At 36.6% G+C, this 25,561-nt stretch carries 26 protein-coding genes and 1 tRNA gene; 20 read left to right on the top strand and 7 right to left on the bottom strand.

Annotated features, from left to right (window positions below):
- Positions 1–78: 78 nt before the first annotated feature.
- The 4 genes from ACFP65_RS04615 to ACFP65_RS04600 all read left to right on the top strand — a co-directional run bounded on the left by ACFP65_RS04615 (position 79) and on the right by ACFP65_RS04600 (position 3,556).
- Complete coding sequence (locus ACFP65_RS04615; RefSeq protein ID WP_417498544.1) at positions 79–2,256, top strand: Tex family protein; 2,178 nt, start codon at positions 79–81, stop codon at positions 2,254–2,256.
- A gap of 59 nt (positions 2,257–2,315) precedes the next feature.
- Complete coding sequence (locus ACFP65_RS04610; RefSeq protein WP_379916335.1) at positions 2,316–2,789, top strand: SprT family protein; 474 nt, start codon at positions 2,316–2,318, stop codon at positions 2,787–2,789.
- 60 nt (positions 2,790–2,849) lie between these two features.
- Positions 2,850–2,933, top strand: a tRNA-Leu gene (locus tag ACFP65_RS04605).
- A gap of 137 nt (positions 2,934–3,070) precedes the next feature.
- Positions 3,071–3,556 (top strand): GNAT family N-acetyltransferase, encoded by a 486-nt coding sequence (locus ACFP65_RS04600; protein WP_379916333.1) that lies wholly within the window; start codon positions 3,071–3,073, stop codon positions 3,554–3,556.
- Between the two features lie 70 nt (positions 3,557–3,626).
- On the opposite strand, the gene ACFP65_RS04595 is transcribed toward ACFP65_RS04600, so the two are convergent.
- Both ACFP65_RS04595 and ACFP65_RS04590 read right to left on the bottom strand, forming a co-directional pair.
- Positions 3,627–3,998, bottom strand: coding sequence for an iron chaperone (locus ACFP65_RS04595; protein WP_379916331.1), 372 nt, complete (start codon positions 3,996–3,998; stop codon positions 3,627–3,629).
- 112 nt (positions 3,999–4,110) lie between these two features.
- Positions 4,111–4,248 (bottom strand): hypothetical protein, encoded by a 138-nt coding sequence (locus tag ACFP65_RS04590; RefSeq protein ID WP_379916329.1) that lies wholly within the window; start codon positions 4,246–4,248, stop codon positions 4,111–4,113.
- Between the two features lie 145 nt (positions 4,249–4,393).
- Here ACFP65_RS04590 and ACFP65_RS04585 point away from each other — a divergent pair, with 145 nt between their 5' ends.
- The 5 genes from ACFP65_RS04585 (at position 4,394) to ACFP65_RS04565 (ending at position 8,670) form a co-directional block, all read left to right on the top strand.
- Positions 4,394–4,774 (top strand): VOC family protein, encoded by a 381-nt coding sequence (locus ACFP65_RS04585; RefSeq protein ID WP_379916327.1) that lies wholly within the window; start codon positions 4,394–4,396, stop codon positions 4,772–4,774.
- Between the two features lie 104 nt (positions 4,775–4,878).
- On the top strand, positions 4,879–5,262 hold the full coding sequence (locus ACFP65_RS04580; protein ID WP_379916325.1) for a VOC family protein: 384 nt from the start codon (positions 4,879–4,881) through the stop codon (positions 5,260–5,262).
- Positions 5,263–5,343: 81 nt separating this feature from the next.
- Positions 5,344–6,963 (top strand): gamma-glutamyltransferase, encoded by a 1,620-nt coding sequence (ggt, locus tag ACFP65_RS04575; RefSeq protein WP_379916324.1) that lies wholly within the window; start codon positions 5,344–5,346, stop codon positions 6,961–6,963.
- Between the two features lie 98 nt (positions 6,964–7,061).
- Positions 7,062–7,955, top strand: coding sequence for an ROK family protein (locus tag ACFP65_RS04570; protein WP_379916322.1), 894 nt, complete (start codon positions 7,062–7,064; stop codon positions 7,953–7,955).
- A gap of 79 nt (positions 7,956–8,034) precedes the next feature.
- On the top strand, positions 8,035–8,670 hold the full coding sequence (locus ACFP65_RS04565; protein ID WP_379916320.1) for an SGNH/GDSL hydrolase family protein: 636 nt from the start codon (positions 8,035–8,037) through the stop codon (positions 8,668–8,670).
- Between the two features lie 313 nt (positions 8,671–8,983).
- Here the strand turns inward: ACFP65_RS04565 and ACFP65_RS04560 are convergent, their stop codons facing one another.
- Positions 8,984–10,132: an NAD(P)-dependent malic enzyme gene (locus ACFP65_RS04560; RefSeq protein ID WP_379916318.1), complete on the bottom strand. Its 1,149-nt coding sequence runs from the start codon at positions 10,130–10,132 to the stop codon at positions 8,984–8,986.
- A gap of 543 nt (positions 10,133–10,675) precedes the next feature.
- On the opposite strand from ACFP65_RS04560, the gene ACFP65_RS04555 reads away from it, so the two are divergent.
- Positions 10,676–11,203 carry a YrhK family protein gene (locus tag ACFP65_RS04555; RefSeq protein WP_379916316.1) on the top strand — a complete coding sequence of 176 codons (528 nt, stop codon included), beginning with the start codon at positions 10,676–10,678 and terminating at the stop codon, positions 11,201–11,203.
- Between the two features lie 52 nt (positions 11,204–11,255).
- Here the strand turns inward: ACFP65_RS04555 and spxA are convergent, their stop codons facing one another.
- Positions 11,256–11,675 carry a transcriptional regulator SpxA gene (gene spxA / locus ACFP65_RS04550; protein WP_379916314.1) on the bottom strand — a complete coding sequence of 140 codons (420 nt, stop codon included), beginning with the start codon at positions 11,673–11,675 and terminating at the stop codon, positions 11,256–11,258.
- Between the two features lie 298 nt (positions 11,676–11,973).
- Between spxA and ACFP65_RS04545 the strand changes: the two genes are divergently transcribed.
- The 6 genes from ACFP65_RS04545 (at position 11,974) to ACFP65_RS04520 (ending at position 17,001) form a co-directional block, all read left to right on the top strand.
- Positions 11,974–12,885 carry an aldo/keto reductase gene (locus ACFP65_RS04545; protein WP_379916312.1) on the top strand — a complete coding sequence of 304 codons (912 nt, stop codon included), beginning with the start codon at positions 11,974–11,976 and terminating at the stop codon, positions 12,883–12,885.
- A gap of 121 nt (positions 12,886–13,006) precedes the next feature.
- A complete protein-coding gene (locus ACFP65_RS04540) occupies positions 13,007–13,315 on the top strand; it encodes a phasin family protein (RefSeq protein ID WP_379916311.1) in 309 nt (102 codons plus the stop codon).
- A 60-nt stretch (positions 13,316–13,375) separates the two neighbouring features.
- Complete coding sequence (locus ACFP65_RS04535) at positions 13,376–14,974, top strand: ABC1 kinase family protein (RefSeq protein ID WP_379916309.1); 1,599 nt, start codon at positions 13,376–13,378, stop codon at positions 14,972–14,974.
- A 70-nt stretch (positions 14,975–15,044) separates the two neighbouring features.
- Complete coding sequence (locus tag ACFP65_RS04530) at positions 15,045–16,022, top strand: aromatic acid exporter family protein (protein ID WP_379916307.1); 978 nt, start codon at positions 15,045–15,047, stop codon at positions 16,020–16,022.
- A gap of 18 nt (positions 16,023–16,040) precedes the next feature.
- Positions 16,041–16,463: a DUF4430 domain-containing protein gene (locus tag ACFP65_RS04525; RefSeq protein WP_379916306.1), complete on the top strand. Its 423-nt coding sequence runs from the start codon at positions 16,041–16,043 to the stop codon at positions 16,461–16,463.
- Entirely contained in the window at positions 16,453–17,001 is a 549-nt protein-coding gene (locus tag ACFP65_RS04520) for an ECF transporter S component (protein WP_379916304.1), read from the top strand. Before ACFP65_RS04525 ends, ACFP65_RS04520 begins: the two co-directional genes overlap by 11 nt.
- A 42-nt stretch (positions 17,002–17,043) precedes the next feature.
- On the opposite strand, the gene ACFP65_RS04515 is transcribed toward ACFP65_RS04520, so the two are convergent.
- From ACFP65_RS04515 to ACFP65_RS04505, 3 genes are read right to left on the bottom strand one after another with little or no spacing between them, the layout of a single operon-like run.
- Positions 17,044–17,577: a hypothetical protein gene (locus ACFP65_RS04515; RefSeq protein WP_379916302.1), complete on the bottom strand. Its 534-nt coding sequence runs from the start codon at positions 17,575–17,577 to the stop codon at positions 17,044–17,046.
- A 6-nt stretch (positions 17,578–17,583) separates the two neighbouring features.
- The gene (floA, locus tag ACFP65_RS04510) at positions 17,584–18,582 is read right to left on the bottom strand and encodes a flotillin-like protein FloA (RefSeq protein WP_379916300.1); all 999 of its coding nucleotides are present in this window, start codon (positions 18,580–18,582) and stop codon (positions 17,584–17,586) included.
- A gap of 17 nt (positions 18,583–18,599) precedes the next feature.
- Positions 18,600–19,208, bottom strand: a complete 609-nt coding sequence (locus tag ACFP65_RS04505; RefSeq protein WP_379916299.1) for a hydrolase — start codon at positions 19,206–19,208, stop codon at positions 18,600–18,602.
- Positions 19,209–19,801: 593 nt separating this feature from the next.
- On the opposite strand from ACFP65_RS04505, the gene glgB reads away from it, so the two are divergent.
- The 4 genes from glgB (at position 19,802) to glgA (ending at position 25,559) form a co-directional block, all read left to right on the top strand.
- Positions 19,802–21,718, top strand: coding sequence for a 1,4-alpha-glucan branching protein GlgB (gene glgB / locus ACFP65_RS04500; protein WP_379916297.1), 1,917 nt, complete (start codon positions 19,802–19,804; stop codon positions 21,716–21,718).
- 87 nt (positions 21,719–21,805) lie between these two features.
- Entirely contained in the window at positions 21,806–22,951 is a 1,146-nt protein-coding gene (locus tag ACFP65_RS04495; RefSeq protein WP_379916295.1) for a glucose-1-phosphate adenylyltransferase, read from the top strand.
- Complete coding sequence (glgD, locus tag ACFP65_RS04490; protein ID WP_379916293.1) at positions 22,941–24,101, top strand: glucose-1-phosphate adenylyltransferase subunit GlgD; 1,161 nt, start codon at positions 22,941–22,943, stop codon at positions 24,099–24,101. The genes ACFP65_RS04495 and glgD overlap by 11 nt, the downstream gene beginning before the upstream one ends.
- A gap of 18 nt (positions 24,102–24,119) precedes the next feature.
- Complete coding sequence (gene glgA / locus ACFP65_RS04485) at positions 24,120–25,559, top strand: glycogen synthase GlgA (RefSeq protein WP_379916291.1); 1,440 nt, start codon at positions 24,120–24,122, stop codon at positions 25,557–25,559.
- The last annotated feature ends 2 nt before the right edge of the window (positions 25,560–25,561 follow it).

Genomic DNA, 25,561 nt, shown 5'->3' with positions numbered 1-25,561 from the left:
GAACTGAATTTGGGTATTTGATCAAGCGAATTTGTGATAAAATAGAAAAGTTGAATACATGCATTGGAGATGAATATCTTGGTGGAAACAGAAAATAAACAAGTAATGGATTTACTAATCAAAGAATTAACAGACTATTCAAAAAAACAAATCAACTCGGTGCTCGATTTATTAGAGGACGGAAATACGGTTCCTTTTATTGCCCGTTATAGAAAAGAAGTAACAGGATCACTGGATGAAGTACAAATTAGAGAAATCGAAGAACGTCATACTTATTTAAAAAACATCGAAAAAAGAAAATTAGACGTGATTGCTTCTATTGAAGAGCAAGGCAAATTAACAGCAGAGCTTGAGCAAGCCATTCAAAAAGCGACAAAAATGCAAAAAGTAGAAGACTTGTACCGACCCTTCAAACAAAAACGTCGCACAAAGGCAACGATTGCGAAAGAGCAGGGGCTTCAACCATTTGCAGATTGGTTATTGTCTTTCCCTGACGCAGAACTTGAAAACGAAGCCGCAAATTATATTGATGAAGAAAAAGAAGTATTGACTGTGGAAGAAGTTTTAGCAGGAGCACATGAAATTATTGCTGAATATATTTCTGACAATCCTCAATACCGTGAATGGATTCGAGACTACACAAGTAAAAATGGGACAGTTCTTTCAACTGTCAAAGACAAGACAGCAGATGAAAAAGCGGTCTATGAAATGTATTACGAATATTCAGAGACAATCAAGTCGCTTGTTGCGCACCGTATTCTGGCATTGAACAGAGGAGAAAAAGAAGGCGTCCTTTCTGTGAACATTGAAGTGGACGAAGACCGAATCGAACACTATATGATCAAACAAGAAATCAAAAGTGTTCACTTGACTCCAGCTGTAAAAAAAGTAAAAGAAGCTATCAGTGAAGCTTACAAACGCTTCATCGGACCAGCGATTGAAAGAGAGATTCGTAATGACCTTTCTGAAAGAGCAGAAGAACAAGCTATTGAAGTCTTTGGAGAAAATCTGAGAAATCTATTGCTGCAAGCACCACTTAAAGATCAGACAATTTTAGGATTAGATCCTGCTTACCGGACAGGCTGTAAATTAGCAGTGATCGATGCGACTGGAAAAGTATTGGCCATTGACGTTATTTATCCGCATAAACCAGCTTCTCAACAAAAAAGAGCAGAAGCCGCAAATCGATTCAAGAAAATGATTGAGGAATACAGTGTAGATACAGTAGCCATTGGTAACGGAACTGCAAGTAGAGAATCAGAAACCTTTGTTGCGGAAAATCTGAAAGAATCAGCACATAAAGTCGCATATGTTATTGTAAATGAAGCCGGGGCTTCAGTTTATTCTGCAAGTGATGAAGCGAGAAGAGAGTTTCCAGACTTGCAAGTTGAAGAAAGAAGTGCCGTCAGTATTGCTAGAAGACTTCAAGATCCGTTAGCAGAACTAGTGAAAATCGATCCAAAATCCATTGGTATTGGTCAATATCAGCATGATGTATCTCAGAAAAAGTTAACCGAACAGTTGGACTTTGTCATTGAAACAGTGGTTAACCAGGTTGGTGTGAACGTTAATACTGCCAGTGCTGCTTTACTGAAACATATTGCCGGTTTGACCAAAACAACTGCTGAAAATGTTGTAACGTTTAGAGAAGAAAATGGCAAATTTACAAGTCGAGCACAACTTAAAAAAGTTAAACGACTCGGACCGAAAGCGTATGAACAAGCAGTTGGATTCCTTAGAATTCCCGATGGAAAAGAACCACTTGACCATACAGGGATTCACCCAGAAACGTATAAAGAAGCTAAAATGATTATTGAGATGGCTGGATTGAAGAAATCAGATATTGGGTCAGAAGAGTTGAGTATGCGTGTAAAATTATTAGATGAAGAAAAAGTACTGGAAGCAACAGGACTAGGTTCAGAAACACTAAAAGACGTAGTGAAGGCCCTTGTTGCCCCGGGAAGAGATATGCGTGATGATATGCCAGCACCGCTACTCAGAACAGATGTCTTAACAATGGAAGACTTGAAGCCGGGAATGGAGCTTGAAGGAACCGTTCGTAATGTTGTGGACTTCGGTGCATTTGTAGATATCGGCGTCAAACAAGATGGACTTGTTCATATTTCAAAACTAAGCAAAAAGTTCATTAAACATCCAAGTGCAGCGGTCGCTGTTGGAGATATTGTAAAGGTCTGGATCGATTCAGTGGATATGCAAAAAGGACGTATTGCATTAACGATGCTCGGAAAAGAATAAAAGTGTGATGAGAACGAGGTGCCGCTATGCATCTCGTTCTTTAGCATAAGGAGTATTTTATGGATCAGAAAACCTTACAAGGATTTGTTGAAAAAGTATCGCTCAGTAGTTTTTCAAAACCCTTTAAACATAAAGCGGTTTTCAACAAACGATTAAAGACGACCGGAGGAAGATATTTTCTCAATACACATAACTTAGATTTTAATCCACTCGTTTTGGAAGTGTTGGGGATGGATATTTTTGAAGGGGTCGTTAAGCATGAGCTTTGTCATTACCATCTGCATTTAGAAGGGAAAGGTCACCGACACCAAGATGCAGATTTCAAAGCTTTATTAAAAGAAGTGGGTGGATTAAGATTCACACCCGCTTTAAAGGAAAGAAAGCCTATCGAGCAATTATGGAAATATCAGTGCTCCGATTGTGGGCAACTGTATTACCGTAAAAGAAGAGTAAATGTAGAAAAATACGTCTGTTCTAATTGTAGAGGAAGACTCGAATTGTTAGGGAAAGAAGCCATTCAAAATAGAACCTGAACTGAAAAATAAGATTGACACATTTCAAAAACGTTGTTATGATAGTGATTGTATCACTTAGCATACGTGGCGGAATGGTAGACGCGCCAGCTTGAGGGGCTGGTGGGGCGATGCCCCGTGGAAGTTCGAGTCTTCTCGTGTGCATAATTAAGTAATTTAAAAGGTGATTTCACTATATCCAAAGTGAAATCACCTTTTTTGTTTTGTTCAAAAGACCATTACTGAATACGTATTTTTTATGATATACTTTCAAAAATAAAGTATTTTGAAAGGAGATTTATATGAATACCGCCATTCGTAAAATGAAACTAGAAGATACAAAACAAGTACAGAGTGTAGCGAGACTTACCTGGAAGTTTACATATAAAGATATCATTCCTTTAGCAGGTCAAGAAAAATTTCTGGATTCAGCATATAGTGATGATAGCATGAAGAGACGCTTAGAACATTCTATAATATTTGTAGCCGAACACAATAATGAAATTATTGGATTTGCTAATTATTCTAACGCAAAAAAATCCGGAGAAGTTGAGCTAGGGGCTATATATGTCGATCCAAGATATCAAAATAGAGGGACAGGAACACTTTTGCTGAATCAAGGATTAAATCATATAAAGGGTCTGAGAAAGCTTTATTTAAATGTACAAAAAGAAAACAAAATCGGGAAAAATTTTTATCTCAAAAAAGGATTTAATATTGTTGAAGAATTCAATAGCGAGCGAGACCAATATACTTCAACAATGTTGAGAATGGCTTTAACTAAATAGATTTTACATATCTATCAACTTATAAAGAAAAAGCAGAGTAGTCAGAATGAACTGATACTCTGCTTTTTCTTTATTTTCTCCAATAGGTTTCGCAATTTTTTTTATCTTCTATATTGTATTGGGTGATTTTTTCAAGTAACTCGAAGTCAATATCCTGGCTGTTTTTTATTTTAAAGAGTTCTTTTGTCATTGCGTAACCGTCCTGCTTTATTTCCGCTTCAAATTGCAGAATAGCTTTTTTCTCTGGGGCAATGGAGATGTGCTGCTTTGCTATACTGAAGCCCATAATAAAAGTTCCATGATCAGTAAAATTCGGCTGATTCCAAGCGATTCGAGGAACCAGTTCAGGAAAAGTTTTTTGTAGTCTACTTAAAATCTCTGTCATTCTGTCACGTTGTTCGATATTGTCAATTGTACTGAGATAATCTTCAAATGTTTCCATACAATCGTCCCCTTAGTTATATAGTCTTAGTAAATATATACCATAAATATATGTTAAAGAAAAATTTACTGTGAACAAAAAAACGGCTACCAGTAAAGGAGCCGTTTGATTTTTATCTATAATAATCTTGATTGTCATCTACACGAACGCGCACTTTTTCTGGTGTGTGGCTATTTAGAGTAGACATAAGCAACGCAGTCGGTACAAGAGTCATTAATCCTGTTAAAGTCATTAAAATGATTGTATTCATTATGATCATCCTTCCAAGTCCCATACTAATAACACTCCAAATGTACATCTATAGTATGCGTCAAATAGACAATTTATTCAATTCAAATGAACCATTTAATCCAATTTTTATTGTATACTAAAAATAAAACTTAAAGGAGCTTTCTATGTTAGAACGTATTCATCATACTGCTATTATCGCGTCAAATTATGAAGAATCAAAGAAATTTTACACAGAAATTCTTGAACTTGAAATCATCAATGAAGTTTATAGAGAAGAACGCCATTCATATAAGTTGGATCTTACAATCGGGGATGCTCAAATTGAGTTGTTTTCATTTCCTGATCCTCCTAAAAGACCGAGTACACCGGAAGCACAAGGATTGAGGCATCTGTGTTTTGAGGTTAAGGACATTGAGAAAGCTGTTAACTGGCTTGAAAACAAAGGTGTAGAAGTTGAACCAATTAGAGTAGATCCTATTACAAATAAACGGTTTACCTTTTTTAAAGATCCTGATCACTTACCACTAGAATTATACGAAAGATAATGGGATTAGATAAGAGTAACCAGTAGATGCCTTTTCATTCACTTGACCCATTTTGAAATATAAGGCAAAATAAACGTATCACTTAAACTATAGGAGGAATGAACTTGGCTAAAAAAGCATTGCACACATGTGTTAGAGTTAAAGATCTTGATAAATCAGTTGATTTTTATACAAATATACTGGGTATGGAAATCACTACAAAATTAGATTATCCAGATGACAAATTTACATTAGTTTATCTGGCTTTACCTGGAGACACTTACGAAGTAGAATTAACTTATAATTATGACCAAGAAGAACCTTACGAAATCGGAAATGGTTATGGACACATTGCCATTAGTGTAGACGATTTACAAGCTACACACGAAGAATACAGTAAAACAGATTACGAAGTAACTGGCTTAAAAGGATTATCCGACGGAGCAGCTAACTACTTCTTCATTAAAGATCCAGACGGTTACAAAATCGAAGTTATTCAAGATAAATAAGCACAGTTAAATAGTTTTACAAAGTAAGCTCGAGAAATTTTTCTCGGGCTTACTTTCATACTTACAGTAGGGGAGAAAGATATGACGATTCCAGAATTTGATGCAAGCGTATTTCATTATGCTTCTAGAAGAGAACTTGTATATGGGAAAAAAGGGATGGTTGCCAGTTCGCACCCATTAGCTTCCCAAGCAGGATTAGAAATCTTGAAAAAAGGAGGAAACGCAATTGATGCGGTAATCGCAGCGGCTGCAACTTTGACAGTTGTAGAACCAGGATCGAATGGCATAGGGGGAGATAGCTTTTCGATTCTTTGGAAAGATGGAGAATTGCACGGACTAAATGCTAGCGGACATGCTCCAGAGCAACTAACAAGAGCGAATTTATTAGAAAAAGGACATGAAGAGATTCCTACACACGGAATCGTTCCAATTACTGTACCAGGAGTACCAGCGGGTTGGGTAGAATTAAGCAAAAAACATGGCAAGTTATCTTTAAAAGAAGTTTTGGAACCAGCAGCTAAGATTGCCGAAGAAGGGTTTCCTGTTTCAAATGTTGTATCCAATGCATGGAAAAGAACATTTAAAATATTGAAGAAAAAGCTGGAGCAATTTCCAGAATTAGAAACTTGGTTTAGTACGTTCGCTCCAGAGGGTCATCCAATTGAACCCGGAGAAATCTGGTCTTCTAAAGGCCACGCTAGAACACTTCGATTGATTGGAGAAACGGGTGGAGAAGCTTTCTATAAAGGGGAAATAGCAGAAGCAATCGATCGCACTTCAAAAAAATATCACGGTTTTATTAGAAAAGAAGACTTAGAAGAGTATAAACCTGAATGGATAGTACCAATTTCAACGAACTATAAAGGCTACGATATTTGGGAAATGCCACCAAACGGGCAAGGTATTATCGCTTTAATGGCCTTATCTATATTAGAAAACCTTGAATTAAAAGGAAAAGACGACCCAGAAACGATTCACAAACAAATTGAAGCTGTAAAATTGGCATTTAGTGACGGCCAAGCAACCATAACAGACTTAAAACATATGAATGAAACTGTTGATAAACTATTGTCTAAAGACTATGCTAAAGCGCGAGCTGCTCTAGTACAAGAAGAAGCACTAGATCCAAAGCCAGGTATTCGAGATTATTCGGGGACTGTTTATTTAGCTGCTGCGGATGAAGAAGGTCATATGATTTCTTACATTCAAAGCAATTATATGGGGTTTGGTTCCGGTGTTGTGGTGCCGGACTATGGTTTGAGTCTGCAAAATAGAGGTTGCGGGTTTACAATGGAAGAGGGGCACCCAAATGTTGTCGGTCCAAATAAAAAACCGTTCCACACGATCATACCTGGATTTATCACAAAAGGAGAACAGCCTGTTGGTCCATTTGGCATAATGGGGGGGCAAATGCAGCCACAAGCACATCTACAAGTCATTAGCTCCATGATTGACTTTCACTTGAATCCGCAAAATGCACTTGATGCTCCAAGATGGCACTGGGATGAAGGCAAAAAAGTATCCATTGAACCAGAAATGTCGTTAAGCATTATTGAAGACTTGATTAAAAGAGGACATGAAGTCACAATCGTACCTGGAAAAGGACTGTTTGGTAGAGGTCAAATTATTCTTAGAGCGCCGAATGGTGTACTAATAGGTGGCACAGAGCCAAGGGCTGACGGATCCATTGCTACATGGTAAAATTTTTAAACTTTGAAAAACAGATATTTCGAAAAATAAATAAGCATGATATAATCAGGAAAGCACTTTCATTAAATGAGTTTTTTAGGAGGGGTACTATGAGCTTACTGGCTTTCGATATAGGTGGAACCTCAGTGAAATATGCCATTTGGGACGAGGATCGTCTGAAAGAAAAAGGGAGCTTTTTGACCCCTGAAAGTTGGGAAGAATTAAAGAATCAGTTAGTTCATGTAAAAGAAAGTTTTGAAAAGCAGTTTTTTCTTTCTGGGGTTGCATTTTCCGCACCTGGTGCAATTAATCAGATTGAAAGACAGATCGAAGGCGTTAGTGAAGTACCTTATATCCACTTTTTTCCAATCTATGATGAACTGGAGAAAGCTTTTGAATTACCGGTCTCTTTTGAAAATGATGCCAATAGTGCAGGCCTAGCAGAAAGCTGGAGAGGCGCGGCTAAAGATAAAAGTAATGTACTCTTTGTAGTGCTAGGAACCGGTATAGGTGGAGCAATCATTGTAGATGGTGAAATACAGCACGGACATCACCAACTAGGTGGAGAGTTCGGATTCATGCTATTAGATGGAGAAAGAACGTTCAGTGAGCTTGGCACTGCGGTTGCTATGGCCAGAAGATACGCTAAGCGGATGAATATTCCTACAAATAAAGTTAGCGGGGAAGAAGTATTCCAATTAGCCGAAAAAGGAGATGATATTGCAAAAGAAGAAGTACAGACTTTTTTTCATTACTTAGTTAGAGGACTTTATAATTTAGCTTATTCTTTTGATCCAGAAGTTCTATTACTGGGCGGTGGCGTATCCAATAAACCAGATCTTATTGAAAAGATCAACGAAGAAATGGACGCACTGTTTTCAAGATTAAGAGTACCACCATATAGACCGGTAGTAGAATTGTGTCACTTTAAAAATGATGCGAACCTGATTGGTGCTATCTATAATTTTATGCAAAAGCATAAAACGTTAGAAGGATCGAGCTGAATTAGACGTATGCTTTAAGTTTCCTTAGTTTTGGCTGACTGCAGTGATTTGACTATAGATGAGAAACGAGGACAAATAGATGAAGATCAAACAACAAGATAAAATCTTATTTATCGGAGACAGTATTACGGATGTAGACAGAGATCGTTCTAATCCTAATGATTTAGGCAAAGGGTACCCGCTTATGGTAGCTGCTGAGTTGCAAGCTGCATTGCCAGAGGACCAACTGACGTTTTACAATAGGGGAATTGCTGGGGATAAAGTGGTTGATTTGAAAGCGAGGTGGGAAGAGGATTGTCTGAATCTCAATCCAGATATCGTATCTATTCTTGTAGGAATCAATGATTCTTCTCATCAGTTAAATATCAATAAACGTATGGATCCTAGCGCGATTGAGCAGTTTGAAGAGGACTATAGGTTCTTGCTAAAATCTCTTCTCCAGAGAACAGATGCCAGAATCGTACTAATGGAACCTTTTGTTCTGCCATATCCTAAAGAAAGAATTCAGGTAAGAGAAGACTTAGATCAAAGAATTCATATTGTCAGAAAGATGGCTCGTGAATATTTGACGGATTTAATTCCATTGGATGGGTTATTTAGTGCGCAAGGAGTCAAGTACGGTTACCCGTACTATACAGGAGAGGACGGAATACATCCTACTGTTGCGGGTCATGGTCTAATCAAAGAAGCCTGGATAAATCAACTTGAATTTTAAAAAGTATTGTGTAAATTGTTTTGGTATGCTATAGTTAGTCCATGCGATGAGTCGATTAGTCCACATTTGTGGACTGTCAAGCACGATACATGTGCATTGCACACAACAGGAAGTTGGTATCGGAAGTCCCTGGTGCTGTGAACATCATACTTCACTTTAGTTTTACTAAAGTTGCTGAAAAAAGCTAGGATGAAAATCCTAGCTTTTTTTGTGCATAGAAAATTGTTTTAAAAAAATAAAAAGCGGAACGAATATTGAATCGTCCCGCTTCTAAAAGTGTTCCATTTTAAGTCAATGGATAAATTAAAATGAATTATTTTGCATTTTTTACACTATTTGCAACAATATCTGAGACACCTTCAGTAAAAACATTGGGAAGGATATTCTCTACTGTCAATTCGTCATCAGGAATTACACTGGCAATACCCTGGGCAGCGGCAATTTGCATATCATCTGTGATATCTGTTGCACGAGCATCCAGGGCTCCACGGAAAATTCCCGGGAAAGCTAATACGTTGTTGATTTGATTAGGATAGTCACTTCTGCCTGTACCCACAATAAAGGCTCCGCCATCTTTAGCATCTTGAGGATTAATTTCTGGTTCTGGATTAGCCATTGCAAAGATAACCGGTTTATCATTCATGTCGGCAATCCACTCTTTTTTCAGTACGTTTGGAGCAGAAACACCAACGAAAATATCGGCCCCTTTTAGCGCTTTGTGTAAGTCACCGTGAATATTTGTTTTATTTGTCACTTCAGCGATTTCCTTGTGGCGATCTTCAAGATTTGCATCGTTTGAAGAGAGTATGCCAGTTTTGTCGACTAATAAGACATCTGTTACACCAGCAGAGAGAAGACGTTTTGAGATGGCGATTCCTGCAGCTCCGCCGCCATTAACAACGATTCTGACGTCTTCAATATTTTTTTCAGTTAGTTTCAAAGCATTGTATATTGCAGCCAAAACGACAATCGCTGTACCGTGTTGATCATCATGGAATACAGGAATGTTCAGTGATTCTTTTAAACGACGCTCGATTTCAAAGCAGCGTGGTGCGCTGATGTCCTCTAAGTTAATGCCTCCAAATGAAGGTGCAATAGCTTGCACATGAGAAATGATTTCTTCGGTGTCTTGTGTATCCAGAGAAATAGGTACAGCATCAACGTTGGCAAAACGCTTGAATAGAGCAGCTTTTCCTTCCATAACTGGAATCGCAGCTTCTGGACCAATATTTCCTAGCCCTAAAACGGCAGATCCGTCAGTAATAACAGCTACTAGATTCTTTTTGGACGTATACGTGTAGACATCTTCTATGTTTTCGGCAATAGCAGAACTTACAGCGGCCACACCAGGCGTATAAGCAATAGCCAAGTCTTCCATTGTTTCGATAGAAACTTTTGAATTCACTTCAATTTTTCCACCTTTTTCTTTGCTGATTTTTAAAGCTTCTTCTTTAACATCCATTATTTTTAAATCTCCTTTTATGAAAGAATTTATTCAGAACATATCTTTATCCTAAATATAATTGTCCTAAATTTTATATCTACTCATACGGAATATGAGCTACTTAATTAGATCCTAGTAATTGAAACATTTGTAAACTTAACAGACTAATTAATAACACCCTGGCAAAATCTATAAGATAAAGGATAACATAGTTGGTTAAAAAAATCCTGTTGGTCTGAATGTTCTATTTATAAATATACTCAAGCAAAATAGAGTATAAACGTCTTAACCTAATGATTTTTTGCATACTATACAACGAAATTTTAAGATAATGAGAGAACTAGTATACGTGAAGTACGATAAATCTAAGAATAGTTTAGAACTATAGTAACACCCTATAAAAGAATGATACCAAATAACAGTTGTTTAACATCTGTTATTTAATTGTGATATGGTCAAAGTGCATCAGAATAATCTAAATTGGGAGATTAAGTATAAGACACTACGTTATGATTATGATAATATAGGAGATACTAGTAATGGTAAAGGAGCATTGATAACATGCCACAAATTGAAAAAAAAGAACATGATGTTCATCCTCGTAAAGATGAAGACATGATTGTCAAAATGGGTAATTTCAGATTGTACTTTCAAAATTATTATACAATTATCTCTCTTGGAAATGATATTGCTACAGGTGGGTTATATCTTGCAGGAAGCTTAACACAAGCCTTTACTAACTTGGAGAGATTAGGAATGTATTTATATATATTCGCTAGTTTCTTTCTTTTAATGAGACCAATTATCAGGATTGTTCATAATGTCTACCTTTATAGCGAAAACCAGTATAGACGAGATGTATTGGGAGAAAAGATGGATGACGGTTATTATGATGATTCTGAAGAGAATGGAATCGATCAAGAAGATAAAGAAAAAAGAGAAGAAAAAGCTGAACAAAATGGCAAAACTAAAAAAGAAGAAGATGCTCCAGAAGAAAAAGAAGAACGAGAAGAGGCTGACAAAGAAATTGAAATTATGCCTAGTAGTGATGATGACGATGAAGAAGATCACACAAAAGAAGAATCTTAAAAAAGCCTGAGGCCGATCAAATGATCAGCTTCAGGCTTTAGTGTTAGTATATTTACGCTATTTCGATTGATTCTTCGTCTGCAAGTTTACGGTGAATTTCTGCAAGTTCTAACTCGCGAACTTTTCTTGGAAGGAAACAACGGATTTCTTCTTCATTGTATCCAATTTGTAAACGACGCTCATCCATGATGATCGGGCGTCTAATGAGACTTGGTTGCGTTTTGAATAAATTAAGTAACTCGTTCATAGAAAGGTCCTCGATATCTACATCTAAGGCCTGATAAGCTTGAGAACGATATGAAATGATTTCTTCAGTACCTTCTTCAGTTAAGCTCAAAATGTTTTTGATTTCGTCTATCGATAGAGGTTCGTGAAAGATATTTTTTTCTTCAAACTCTAAATTTTGTTCTTCTAACCAAGCTTTCGCTTTTCGACAAGATGTGCAACTTGGTGATACGTATAATTTGATCATGATTGGTTTGCCCCTTTTCAAAAGTGTGCTTAATCATTTTATGTAAAATGATTTACGATTAGGTTTAAGTGGTAATTTGTGAACAATTTGTTACAATACCTATTTTAGGAGTAATCAAGATGAAAATCAATAGATTTTGACAAACTTTCGTCACAAATGCACGATTTAATAAATGACATTGACTTGTCATAATTTTGTCACATTCTTTTCGATGAATAATAGTCAATATTCCTCGATTATTTTTGGCGTTACTTATACAATAATATCAGAAAGTAAATTTGTACTGAGGAGCATGATAATGAAAACGATTAAACTTGGAAAAAGTCAACTAGATGTATCTGAAGTTGCTTTAGGTTGTATGAGAATGAATGCGTTAGATGTTAAAGAAGCAACAGCTGTTTTGGAATCAGCAAATGATAGCGGAATCAACTTCTATGACCATGCAGATATCTATGGAAAAGGAGAGTCAGAAGAACGGTTTGCTGCCGCTTTAAAGCAAAGTTCACTTAAAAGAGAAAACTTTCTGATTCAATCCAAAGCGGGTATTCGATTTGGGAAATATGATTTTTCTAAAGAACATTTAACTTCTTCTGTTGAAGGTATTCTAAAAAGACTGGAAACAGACTACTTGGATGTACTTTTACTACACAGACCGGACGCGTTGGTTGAACCAGAAGAAGTAGCGGAAGTTTTTACAAGTTTGCAAAAGGCTGGGAAAGTGAAACATTTCGGTGTAAGTAATCACAGTCCTTATCAAATTCAACTACTCGAAAAATATATTGAACAAGATATTGTAGCCAACCAGCTTCAATTAAGTGTGACACACACTGGAATGATCGATGCGGGTATTCATGTGAATACAAAAGATGCGAACTCTATTGATCATGACCGTGCTATTTTAGATTATTGTCGCCTGAATGATATTACGATCCAACCATGGTCACCAGTTCAAGGGGAAAATGGGGTATTTTTAAATAATCCAGACTATCCAAAAGTCAATGAAGTATTAAGTAAAGTTGGAGAAAACTATGGAATGAATAATGAAGCGACTGCTATTGCTTGGTTATTGAGACATCCAGCAAAAATGCAAGTGATTCTGGGGACAATGAATCCTGAAAGAATCCAAACTTATGCATCGGCTTCGGGTAAAGTCATTAGTCGTGATGAATGGTATGAAATCTATAGAGCGGCAGGAAACATTGTACCTTAATCAAATGAAACTTTATGAATAAGAATGCCTGATGATAATCTCTGACAATTTCTTTTTTGAATGCTATACTATATGGGTAAGGTTCATTGCAAAAATAAGGTTCATTGAAAGGAGTATGCTTATGTTAGTAGATGATATTAAAAAAGCTTTACTGATCGGGGTCGGTGGAACTGCTCTGGCTGTCGAAAAATCAATGGAACAAATCGATCGACTTGTTGCAAAAGGAAAGCTTTCAGTTGAAGAAGGTAAAACACTGACTTCTGAACTGATTCAAAAGAAAACTCAGGATACGACTGATGTAGAAGAAAAAGAAAGATTAGAAGCATTATTATTAAGTATGAACGTTGCTCAGAGAAAAGATATCGACGATCTTGAAGCAAAAGTTCAAGAATTAGAAAAGAGACTTGAAAACAGTTCTACCGATAGATAATTGGAATGGTGCTGGTTAGTTCATTCTAACCAGCACTTTTTTATGAAAGGAGGGTGCATGATGTCAAAAACGAATAGAGATAGATTGAAAGAAATCGGGACAGTCCTTGCTTCATATGGGTTTGGCCATATTTACAATACACGTATTAGATCCAAAGATGATGAGCAAGATGCACAAAGGCTTAGACAGGCTTTTGAAGAATTAGGTCCTAGTTTTATTAAAATTGGCCAAATTATTTCCACAAGACGGGACTTATTGCCAGATAACTATATTGAAGAGCTATCAAAATTAAGAGATAATGCCCCTCACTTTCCTTATGCTGAAATTAGAAAAATCTTTAGTGAAGAATTTGACCAAACACTTGAAGAAGTTTTTGAATATGTTGAAGAAAACCCCCTTGCGAGTGCGTCTGTTGCTCAAGTACATAAAGCGAAGCTACACACTGGAGAAAGCGTCATTATTAAAGTCCAGAGACCGGAGATAGAAGAAAATCTTTTAAGAGATATTAGACTATTCTCTAAAATACTTTCTATGGCACCGAACACTGTCAAGGATATGCTGGTAGATGCTGATTCCGCGTTCGATGAGATCTTAGCCACTACAAAAATCGAACTTGATTTTCGTAATGAAGCAAAATATTTAGCTAGATTTAGAGCATTAAATAAAGAAATCAAGGCTGTTACGGCGCCAAAACCATTTTTGAAATATACATCGAAAAGAGTGCTGGTTGAGGAATATATTGACGGAATCAAGGGCTTAGACGCTGTCAAATTGACCACAGCGGGATACGATAAGAAAGATATTGCCGAAAAACTGATGTATTCTTTTTTATCTCAAGTATTCAACGATGGCTTTTTTCATGGAGATCCTCATCAAGGGAATTTGATTATCAAAGGAAAGCAAATTGTCTTTTTAGATTTCGGCATTACTGGAGAGCTCTCTTCAGACGTAAGAGAAAGTTTGATTCGGCTGATCAAAGCACTCGTGTTGGAAGATATTGAGGGTATGATGAATATACTCTTACAGATGGCTATTGTTAAAACAAAGGTTAATCGCTTTGCGTTAAGTGAAGATCTTGCAGATTTTTATCACATGTATGCTTCGAGAAGTTTTAAAAATATAAATTTGAGTGCATTCTTTTCTGATGTACTATATATTACAAATAAATACAAAATGATTATGCCAAATGATTTTCTATTATTAGCAAAGTCAATGACGATTCTTGAAGGCGTTATAACAGAACTTCATCCAGATATTAACGTTTTAAAAATTGCTTCTACTTATATTAAAACAAACGATGACGTTTCCTTTTTCGAAACCATTACAAAAGACAAAGTCATGATTGGTCTTTATCAAATTGCACAAAATTCAGCATCTCTCCCTGCAAAGATCACAAAATCTCTTGATACCATTAACAATGGTAGATTAAAAGTACATTTGGATTTAGTGGATGGAGATAAAAAATGGACCGGATTAAATAAAATGGTTAATCGGATCGTTTTTGCCGTGATTATAGCTGCGCTTATTTTGGCTTCAGCTGTCATCTTAGCTGTTGCGGAGGGGACAAGTGTATCTATTCTGGCAATCATCATTTTCTTAGGAGCTGGAATAATGGGGTTATGGTTGTTGATTTCAATTATACGTTCTGGAACGTTGTGACACCCTTTATAAATAATGAGAAATAAGCTAATAGATGGATATCAGCTTGATTTTCTGTAGGAGTTATAAAATGAATACAACTCAAAGAACCATCAAAATCGTGGTAGCTACAGTTCTAGCTGTATGGATAGCTCAGTTATTTGAGCTAAATTATACACTAGCAGCCGGAGTCATCGCGATTTTAAGTGTCTTAGATACAAAGCAGGAATCGATTAAAATCGCAGCAGCTAGAATCTGTTCAATGATATTAGGATTTTGTATCGCATCTATCTTATTTGCAAGTTTGGGATTCTCTCTTTTTGCTTTTGGGTTATATTTAGCCATCTTTATCCCTATAGCATGCAAAGGTAAGGTGGAGTCAGGGATTGCTCCGACAACAGTTCTTGTGACACATTTCATCACAGCTGAAAGTATTTCTTGGGATTGGCAGATCAATGGAACAGCATTAATGTTAATCGGGGTATTTACTGCTTTATTGGTAAATCTGTGGATGCCTAAACAGCAAAATAGATTAGAGAAGTTCGTTGAAGAAATTGAAAATGAAATGAGTAAGGCGCTTTTGATTTTTCATGATCAATTACAAGGAGATCAGAATTACAAAGAATTATTTGAACAGCTTGTACAGTTAGATAAAAAAATACAAGAAATGAACCATGTTGCATTAAATGAATATGCGAATCAAGTATTCAAGAAAACCAGTTACTATGTTCGTTATGCACAAATGAGAAAAGAACAATCTGTTGTCTTGCAAAAAATGTGTGAGAATCTTCCGTCCGTTAAATTGGCGACGAGTCAAAACCAGATACTCGCGGATCTTTTCAAAGGAACCGCAGAACAACTTCACGAAAAGAATACAGGCTTAGACTTATTACAAGACATTTCAGAACTTTATCAAACGTTCAAAGAGTCTGAACTACCTCAAACAAGAAAAGAATTTGAGAGTAGAGCGATTTTATTCCAAATTTTGAATGATTTTACCCGATTCATCAAAATTAAAAGAGAATTTTTTCTCACTGAAAAAGTATATGTACATCAAAATGATTATTGAAAGAGGAGTAGAGTTGAAATGAAAAAAATAGTAGGGCTATGTATGTTTAGTTTTTTAGTAGTAGGATGTGGAAATCAGGACAGTACATTAACTGAGTCAGAAACTTCTGATATTACACAGAACCAAAGTGAAGAGGTCACGTACACAATTGAATTCTCAATCGATGATGAGCTTTATAGTATTGATGAAGATGAGATGGATCAAGAATTGACTAGTCCAAAAGATACAACGCTACTTGAAGTCATGCAAGAGGAATACGATGCAGTAGACAGTGGTGGTCTTATAACCTCAATAAACGGTTTGGAACAAAATGCAGAAAAAAATGCTTACTGGTTGTTTGATATCAATGGAGAGTTTTCTCAAGTTGGAGCGGGTGAGTATGTTTTAGAAGATGGAGACGAGATTACCTGGAATCTTGAAACGAGTCAGAATGAAGAATAGTAAAAACAACTTTCCTGTATACAGATTAACTGTTCTGGCACTGATGATTGCACTCGTTCAAACGAGTCGGTTGTTTTTTAGCTTTCTTCCGAATGTTCAACCGGTTACGACGATTTTGATTTTGATGACAATAACATTCGGGGTCGTAGATGCTTTGATTGTTGGGAGTGGTTCAATTATAATCTCTAATTTATCTTTAGGGATGGGACCATGGACAATCTCTCAGATTATTGCATTCACTGTCATCATTTTAGTTAGTTATACTTTCTCTTTATGCATAAAGAATTTGGATGGTGCTCTTATCTATTGGGTGATCTTTTCTGGGGTAACGGGTATTTTATATGGTCTGATTGTTTCTGTCATTCAGGCCATGATGTATCAGATGGTTTTTCCAGCCTTTATCGGATACTGGTTTGCCGGCATCTGGTTCGATGTCTATCATGCGATTGGGAATAGTGTATTTATGGTTTTACTTTATACACCTTTAATTCCACTGTTTAATAAAATTAATCGAAAAATCAAAAAAAGCCCGTCGTGAAAGTATACTGATTGATCAGTATGCATCATGACGGGTCTTTTGTTATTCGTCTCTTAAAGCAATAGGCTTATCCAAAATCTCTTTATAAGCAAAGGCTCTAACGATATTATCTTCTGTAAATCCAAATTCGGCTGTTTCATTAGATTTAGAAATACTTTTTGTTTTTAATGATTTGACTTCAGTCATTGTATTCGAGGACTGATTTCTAAGTTTATTTGTACGTTCTTGTCGAGCCTGATCAAGCTTCTCTCTATCTTTTCTACGTCTTTCTCGCTCAGTCGTAATATCTCTTGCAGCACCTCTAGCAGTACTAGCATCTCGTACAGTCTTATCTCTTGCTGTACGACGTTGATTGACAGTCTGCTGCTGAGTGGATCTCTGAGGAGTTGCTTGCCTATTTTGCTTAGGCGCAGCTTGAGCAGTAGATCTACGAGTAGAAGTCTGAGTCGGTTCGTTAAAAACATTTCTTCTGTTAGAAGACTGATTCTTGTTTGCTTTTTTACTTAGTGAGTTCAGCACACCTGATACAATACTAAAGAAAATCACTAATTGAACTAACCAGATCAAGATATCCATATCTTATCACTCTTCTTCGTCAGTAGGTCCGGCTTGATTTGATATAGAACTTCTCATATCAGTATCAGCATTTATATTCTGCATTTTATAGTAATCCATTACGCCGATTTGACCTTTACGAAGTGCTTCGGCCATAGCAAGCGGTACACTAGCTTCGGATTCAACAACTTTAGCACGCATTTTTTGAGTTTCAGCACGCATCTCTTGTTCTTGGGCAATCGCCATAGAGCGTCTTTCCTCAGCTTTTGCTTGGGCGATATTTTTATCCGCTTCAGCTTGTTCTGTTTGTAGTTTAGCTCCGATATTACGGCCGACATCGATATCCGCAATATCAATAGATAGAATCTCAAAGGCAGTACCGGAGTCCAGCCCTTTACTTAATACAGTTTTAGAAATCATATCTGGATTTTCAAGAACGTCTGAGTGCTTGTCTGCAGAACCTACAGTTGTTACAACACCTTCACCAACACGAGCGATGATTGTATCTTCACCAGCACCACCGACTAATCTCTCGATATTTGCACGAACAGTCACTTTCGCTTTTGCTACGATTTCGATACCATCTTTAGCAACCGCGGCGATATCTGGAGTAACGATGACTTTAGGATTAACTGAAAATTGAACGGCTTCAAATACGTTACGACCAGCTAAGTCGATTGCCGCAGCTTTTTCGAATTCAAGATCAATATCTGCACGGTAAGAAGCAATCAATGCATCGATAACAGCATTCACATTACCACCGGCAAGGTGATGTGCTTCTAATTCGTTTGTAGAAAGGGTGATACCTGCTTTAGTTGCTTTAATCAAAGGTCTAATAATCGCGTGAGGACTAACTTGACGCAATCTCATACCAATCAAAGTACCAATACCTACTTTAACACCAGAGAAGTAGGCTGTAACCCATAATCCAACTGGAACGAATCTTAAGAAAATACTGATTAAAACAATTGCGATGACCGCGAAAATGATGATGCCATAAAAACCATCTAACATAAATTCATTCATATAGTTTGTCTCCTATTCTATTTTTTTCTTACAATGACTTTTGTACCCAAAACTTTATCAATAACGACGGTCACATCTTTTGAAATGTATCCTTCGTCACTTAATACATCTACTAAGATTCCATCTGTAGTTCCAAATGAGACTTTACCGGATGGACGTAAAGGTGTTTGTGTGACGCCTTCAAGACCTGGTTCAATCTGTATAGTAGATTTTTTTGTAGCTGATTTCTGATTGCCTTTCATATCAGTATTCAATATCAATTTATTGACATTCGTAAGGGAATAACCAGTTCTTACGAGATAGAATACAACACCAGACGTAATCACAATCGCCATACTTAAATCTCTAATCGTCATGGCAATATCTCCAAGGGTCAGGTAGAGACCGGATATCAAAAAGAGTGCACCCAGTATTCCGGCAACGCCGAACTCTGGAACAAAGATCTCAAAGATAATCAATAGTAAACCAGCTGTGAATAGAACTAATGGTAACCAAGTATCAATTCCAATGACACTAAAGTAAGCAATAAAGCTGAGCATTGTGACTGAAAAACCAGTTTTTGATAGTGGTGTCAAAATCGCAATAGCAACTCCAATAAAACCAATAGCGAGTAGTAATCCTTCCATTTTTTAGCCTCCTTTACTCGGTATGTAACCTCCTTCGATCACCTTACAATACTAATGATAGCATTTTATTGTTATAAAGTCATCGGTCTAGAGGCGGATAACCCAAATGATTTTACTTATTGTTGCTTAGCGATTTATATAATTAAATGAATTTTGATTATGAAACAATCATGTTTTTTATGATGTTAATTATGCATTAATTTTAACAGAAAAGATGATTGAAATCTGATATGATGCAAATTATATCCCGATAGATTCCTTAAAAATATAAATGAATAATTATAAATGAGTATAAGTAATTATTTGAAATGTTCTATACAGAGTTCGCTCAATTTAAGTGCTTAATATTCTAACAGAATGAATCGTTACGCGAATAATATAATCTTTACAATACTTTAGCACACATTATACATATAGGATAGAATAAGTGAAATTGTTTGGTGTTATAATGAAGTTAGGATACAATATCGGTATAAGAGAATAAAAATGAGATTTGTAACGTATAGAATATTTATATAAATTTATCATCACATGGGAGTAGTTTCTTAGGAAGCGTCTCGTTTTATATTATAAGTGAAAGGAGGTCTTCTTGAATGGATAATGAATTTTCATCCAAGATGACTGATTCAGAAATGGAAAAGTCACTTTACTTATTCAACAAAGGAGAAAACTTTGATAGTTACTATATTTTAGGAACAACTGAGTTGCGCAATGGTTTTCGTTTTACTGTATGGGCACCTCATGCAGTTGAAGTATATGTAGTAGGAGACTTCAATCAATGGCAAGAGGAAGCCGTGATGCAAAGAGTATCTGAAACAGGAACCTGGTCCATGGTTGTACCAGAAGCCAAGACAGGTGACCACTACAAATACAAAATTGTACAGCAGGATGGAACAATTACTTACAAAATTGATCCTTATGCAAAAGAATTTGAAATCAGACCTAAGGACGCTTCAATTGTTAAAGGACTTCCTGAAAAGAAATGGTCTGATGGACTATGGATGGCGAATAGAAAACGCAAGTCAGTCTATGAACGGCCTTTAAATATATATGAAGTACATTTGAGTTCATGGAAACGTAATGAAGATGGATCTTGGTATTCAATCAAACAGCTTCAAGAAGAGCTTATTCCGTATGTTAAAGAGATGGGATACACACATATTGAATTTCTACCTTTAATGGAGCATCCGCTAGACGCTAGTTGGGGGTATCAAACGACTGGATTTTATGCCTTATCTTCAAAATATGGCACGATGGAAGAGTTTCAAGATTTTGTTGAAGCCGCACATAAGGCAAATATTGGAGTCATAATGGACTGGGTTCCAGGTCATTTCAATAGAAACGCTTATGCACTAGCTTATTTTGATGGAACGCCACAATTTGAATATACAGATGAAAATCGTGCAGTCAATAATAGGTGGGGTACATTGAATTTTGATTTATCAAAATCTGAAGTTCATAGTTTCTTGATATCTAATGCTTTATTCTGGATAGAACAGTTTCACCTTGATGGTTTGAGGGTTGATGCTGTAAGTAATATGCTTTATCTGGATTATGATATCGGGGAATACACACTGAATGAAGATGGATCTAACCATAATCGAGATGGTGTTGCTTTTATACAGAAAATGAATCGAGTGTTATTTGAACGACACCCTGACTTGTTAGTCATGGCTGAAGAAAGTACAGCTTGGAGTAAAGTTACACACCCTGTCCATGAGGGGGGATTAGGTTTCAACTATAAATGGAATATGGGATGGATGAACGATACATTGAAATTCTTTGAAATGGATCCAATTGAAAGAAAACAACATTTTGATCTAATTACGTTCTCTTTCATGTATACATTCAATGAAAACTTTGTCCTTCCAATTTCCCATGACGAAGTGGTTCACGGGAAAAAGTCATTGATGGATAAAATGTTTGGAGACCGATACAACCAGTTCGCAGGACTCAGAACACTTGAAACGTACAAAATGATGCATCCTGGGAAAAAGTTGCAGTTTATGGGATCAGAATTTGGACAATTTCTGGAGTGGCGATTTGATGAAGGCTTGGAATGGACAAAATTAGAAGATCCTTACAACCATCGTCACCTTGAGTTTACAAAAAGATTAAACAGTTTTTATAAGAACGAAAAAGCATTATGGGAAATCGATCATCAAACAGACGGTTTAGAAATTTTAGATGCTTCAAATAATGAACAGACTACGTTATTTTTTATTAGAAAAGGTAAAAAAACTAGAGACTTTCTAATTATTCTTTGCAACTTTGTTCCGGTAGAACGCCATAATGTTCGAGTTGGTGTACCGTTTAAAGGGCAATACGAAGAAGTGTGGAATACAGAACTTGACACTTTAGGTGGGACATGGACAAAAGGGCAAGGGGTCTTAAAAACCGATGCAATTTCCACTAACGGGTATGAGCAATCTGTTGAGTTGATGTTACCTGCATTAAGTATCATCATTCTTAAACCTAAAAGAGTATACGGTGTTCCAAAATCATCTTAATTTTTTAATAGCATCGAAAGGTCATCGCAAACAGACTCACCAAGAAAAAGGAGGGAAGGAAGTTCTCTTAGAGACTTCCGAATATAGATGAAAACAGAAACAGTAGCAATGATATTAGCTGGTGGACAGGGGTCTAGATTAGGAAAACTGACAAAACAAATTGCCAAACCAGCTGTACCATTCGGTGGTAATTATCGTATCATAGACTTCGCCTTGTCCAATTGTGCCAATTCAGGAATCAATAATGTAGGTGTAGTAACACAGTATCAACCATTAGTCTTGAATCAGCACGTTGGTAATGGGGCAAGCTGGGGACTAAACCGTCACAACGGGGGCGCAACTATTTTGCAGCCTTATTCAAGTGTTGATGGAGAAAAATTCTTTAAAGGGACATCACATGCTGTTTATCAGAATATCAGTTTTATTGATGCGCAAAATCCGGATTATGTTGTCATTCTTTCAGGAGACCATATCTATAAAATGGATTACGAGAAAATGTTGGATTTCCATAAAGAAAAAGCAGCTTCTTTGACAGTTGGTGTTATGCCCGTTGAATGGGAAGAAGCTTCACGTTTTGGTGTTATGAATACTGATCGCACAGAGCGGATCACTGAATTTCAAGAAAAACCGGCAGAGCCAAAATCTAACTTAGCTTCAATGGGGATTTACATCTTCAACTGGCCAAGACTAAAGCAATATCTTGTAGATAATCAAGCAAAAAATAGACAAATGGATGACTTTGGCCACCATGTTATTCCAGCATACTTGAGAAACAGCGAGTCTGTATATGCTTATTCCTTTAAAGGGTACTGGAAAGATGTTGGAACAGTTGAAAGTCTATGGGCCGCAAATATGGAATTTTTGAATCCTGATCATGAATTAAATATTCGAGACAAAAACTGGAAAGTCTACTCACAAAATCCGAATACAACAGCACAGTTTTTAACGGATACAGCTAAAGTAAAAGATTCTATGATTACTGATGGTTGTTACATCGCAGGGGAAGTTAATCACTCCGTTCTTTCGCATAATGTTAAAATCGGTAAGAATTCTGTTGTAAAAGATAGTGTGATCATGTCAGGAGCAGTAATTGGAGAAAATGTTACCATAACCAAAGCAATTATTGGAGAGAATGCGTACGTTTACGACGGTGCAGAAATTATCGGTGATAATGGTGAGATTTCAGTAGTAGGCTACGGAGAAGAAGTAGGAGGATACAAAGATGCGGAATGAAATTGCAGCAATATTTAATTTGGTAGAAAATGAAGATAAGTTAAGACCTCTAACGGAGAGAAGACCGATTGCTTCTTTACCATTTGCTTGTCGTTACAGATTAATTGATTTCCCTTTCTCAAGTCTTTACAACGCTGAAGCTGTTTCAGCAGCGTTATTCATTTCTGAATCGGGTCATTCTTTGTATGACCACATTAGATCAGGTGCAACATGGGGACTTGACTCAATTGCAGGCGGAGGGGTATTTACACATTCCCAAATTCGTCTGAAAACGTCTAATGCAGAAGAACATTACACTCCAGCTTATTACGATGATCACTATAAATATGTAACACGTTCCCATGCAGAGTATATTTTGTTAATGGGTTCTAGTATGCTTTCAAATATTCAAATCAAGTCAATTGTAAATTATCACAACGATAAAGATAGTGATGTAACCATTGCCTATAAAAAACTAGATCGTAATTTATTTAGAGAAGACTCTTCATACAATGCATACGAATTCGACGAAGAGCGCCAAGGCCGAATCAACAATATTACGCCTCTTACTGAAGTGGGTATGGATGAAGAAGCACTTGCTGTTGGTATTGAGGTCATGGTCATTAATAAGAAGACTTTTTTAGACTATTTACAAAAAGCAAGAGAACGAAATCTTTGCGTAAGTGTTAAGAGTCTTTCAGAGCTTGCGCTAGAAGACAACGATAAGGTATACGGATTTGAATATACGGGCTATTTAAAAGCCATTGAAGATATTAAGAGTTATTTTGAAGCAAATATGGAAATGCTGAATGAAGACAACTTTAATGCATTATTCTATAGAGCTGATCCTGTATTGACACGATCGAAAAATTCTGCACCCACTTTCTATGGTGAAAATGCAGTGATTCATAATTCACAAGTTGCGAATGACTGTGAAGTATACGGATCTGTTAAAAATTCATTGATTTTCAGAAAAGCGAATATTGCAAAAAATGCGCAAGTTGAAAATTCAATTATTATGCAAGATTGTTACATTGAAGAAGGTGCGTATCTGAACTATGTTATTTTAGATAAACACGTGTATGTTAAAAAAGGTGCGCATCTAGAGGGTACGCCTGAAAATCCAGTCGTTATCAGTAAAAATGCCATTGTATCTGGAGACGAAAAATAATAAAGGGGAGGCATCAGTATGAATATTCTGTTTACAGCATCTGAATGCGCGCCTTTCTTTAAAACTGGTGGCTTAGGTGACGTCCTAGGTGCGTTACCAAAAGAGCTTGCTAAGGGCGAGAACGACGTACGTGTCGTTCTGCCTTTTTTCAAGCAAAAGATGGCGGATCAGTATGTAGACCAGCTCAAAGACGTAACGAGTTTTAATGTACGTGTAGGCTGGCGTAATCAATATTGTGGCATCAAAGAACTCGTACAAGATGGCGTGACGTATTACTTTGTCGACAACTTGTTCTACTTTGATCGTGAAAATCTTTATGATTATGGTGACGATGGTGAACGTTTTGCTTTCTTTAGTATGGCAGTCATTGAAATGATGGAAAAAGTCAATTTCGTCCCAGATGTATTACACGCGAATGATTGGCAAACAGCAGTCATTCCTGTTTTACTAAGAGATAAATATCATTGGGTAAATGCCTTGAAAGATGTTAAGACAGTTTTGACTATCCACAATATTTTGTATCAAGGTAGATATGACCAGTATGTCTTGTCAGATTATTTTGATATGGGTTATAGCGCTTTTCATGATCATGGTTTAAAAGAAGTCGATCAGGTGAATTGGCTCAAAGGTGGTATATATTACGCAGACCTTGTCACAACGGTTAGTCCGACATATGCAGAAGAAATTAAGACGCCTGAAAATGGTTATGGTCTTGACCATGATCTGCAAAATATTTCTTACAAACTGGTTGGTATTTTGAATGGAATTGATTATGACGTCTATAATCCTCTTGAGGATAAAGTCATTCCTGCTCAATTTTCTACAGAAGATTTATCAGGTAAATATGAAAATAAATTAGCCTTGCAAAAAGCTTTTGGACTACCAGAAGACAAAGGAGTAGCACTTTTAGGTGTAGTGACTCGCCTAGATGAACAAAAAGGTGTTCAGCTTATTGCAGAAGCAATGGATGAATTATTAACGCATCGTCATGTCCAAGTTGTGCTTCTAGGAACGGGAAAAGAATATTTTGAAGATTCATTCCGTTACTTCACTTCAAAGTATCCAGATAAATTTAGTGCGAGAATCGAATTTGATAGCGACCTTGCACAACTGATTTATGCAGGTACGGATGCGTTCTTAATGCCATCACAATTTGAGCCATGTGGCTTGTCTCAATTGAATTCCCTGCGTTATGGAACGCTACCGATTGTTCATGAAGTGGGCGGTCTTGTAGATACTGTTCAAGCGTATGATAGTAGTAGTGGTGAAGGTACTGGTTTTAGTTTTTATGGCTTCTCTGCATCTATGCTACTTGAAACAATTGATCGTGCTTTAGCCGTTTATTATGATCACCCCGACCATTGGAAGGGTATGATGATCAGAGGGATGGAAAAAGATAATAGCTGGGAAAAATCAGCTGAGAAATATCTAGACCAATACAAATATTTGAGTTATTAAAA

Origin of the sequence: Marinilactibacillus sp. GCM10026970 (assembly GCF_042660675.1) — a bacterium.
In the GTDB taxonomy this organism is placed as follows: Bacteria; Bacillota; Bacilli; order Lactobacillales; family Carnobacteriaceae_A; genus Marinilactibacillus.
The sequence above is the reverse complement of the archived record's forward strand: the minus strand, read 5'-3'. Positions and strand labels throughout refer to the sequence as shown.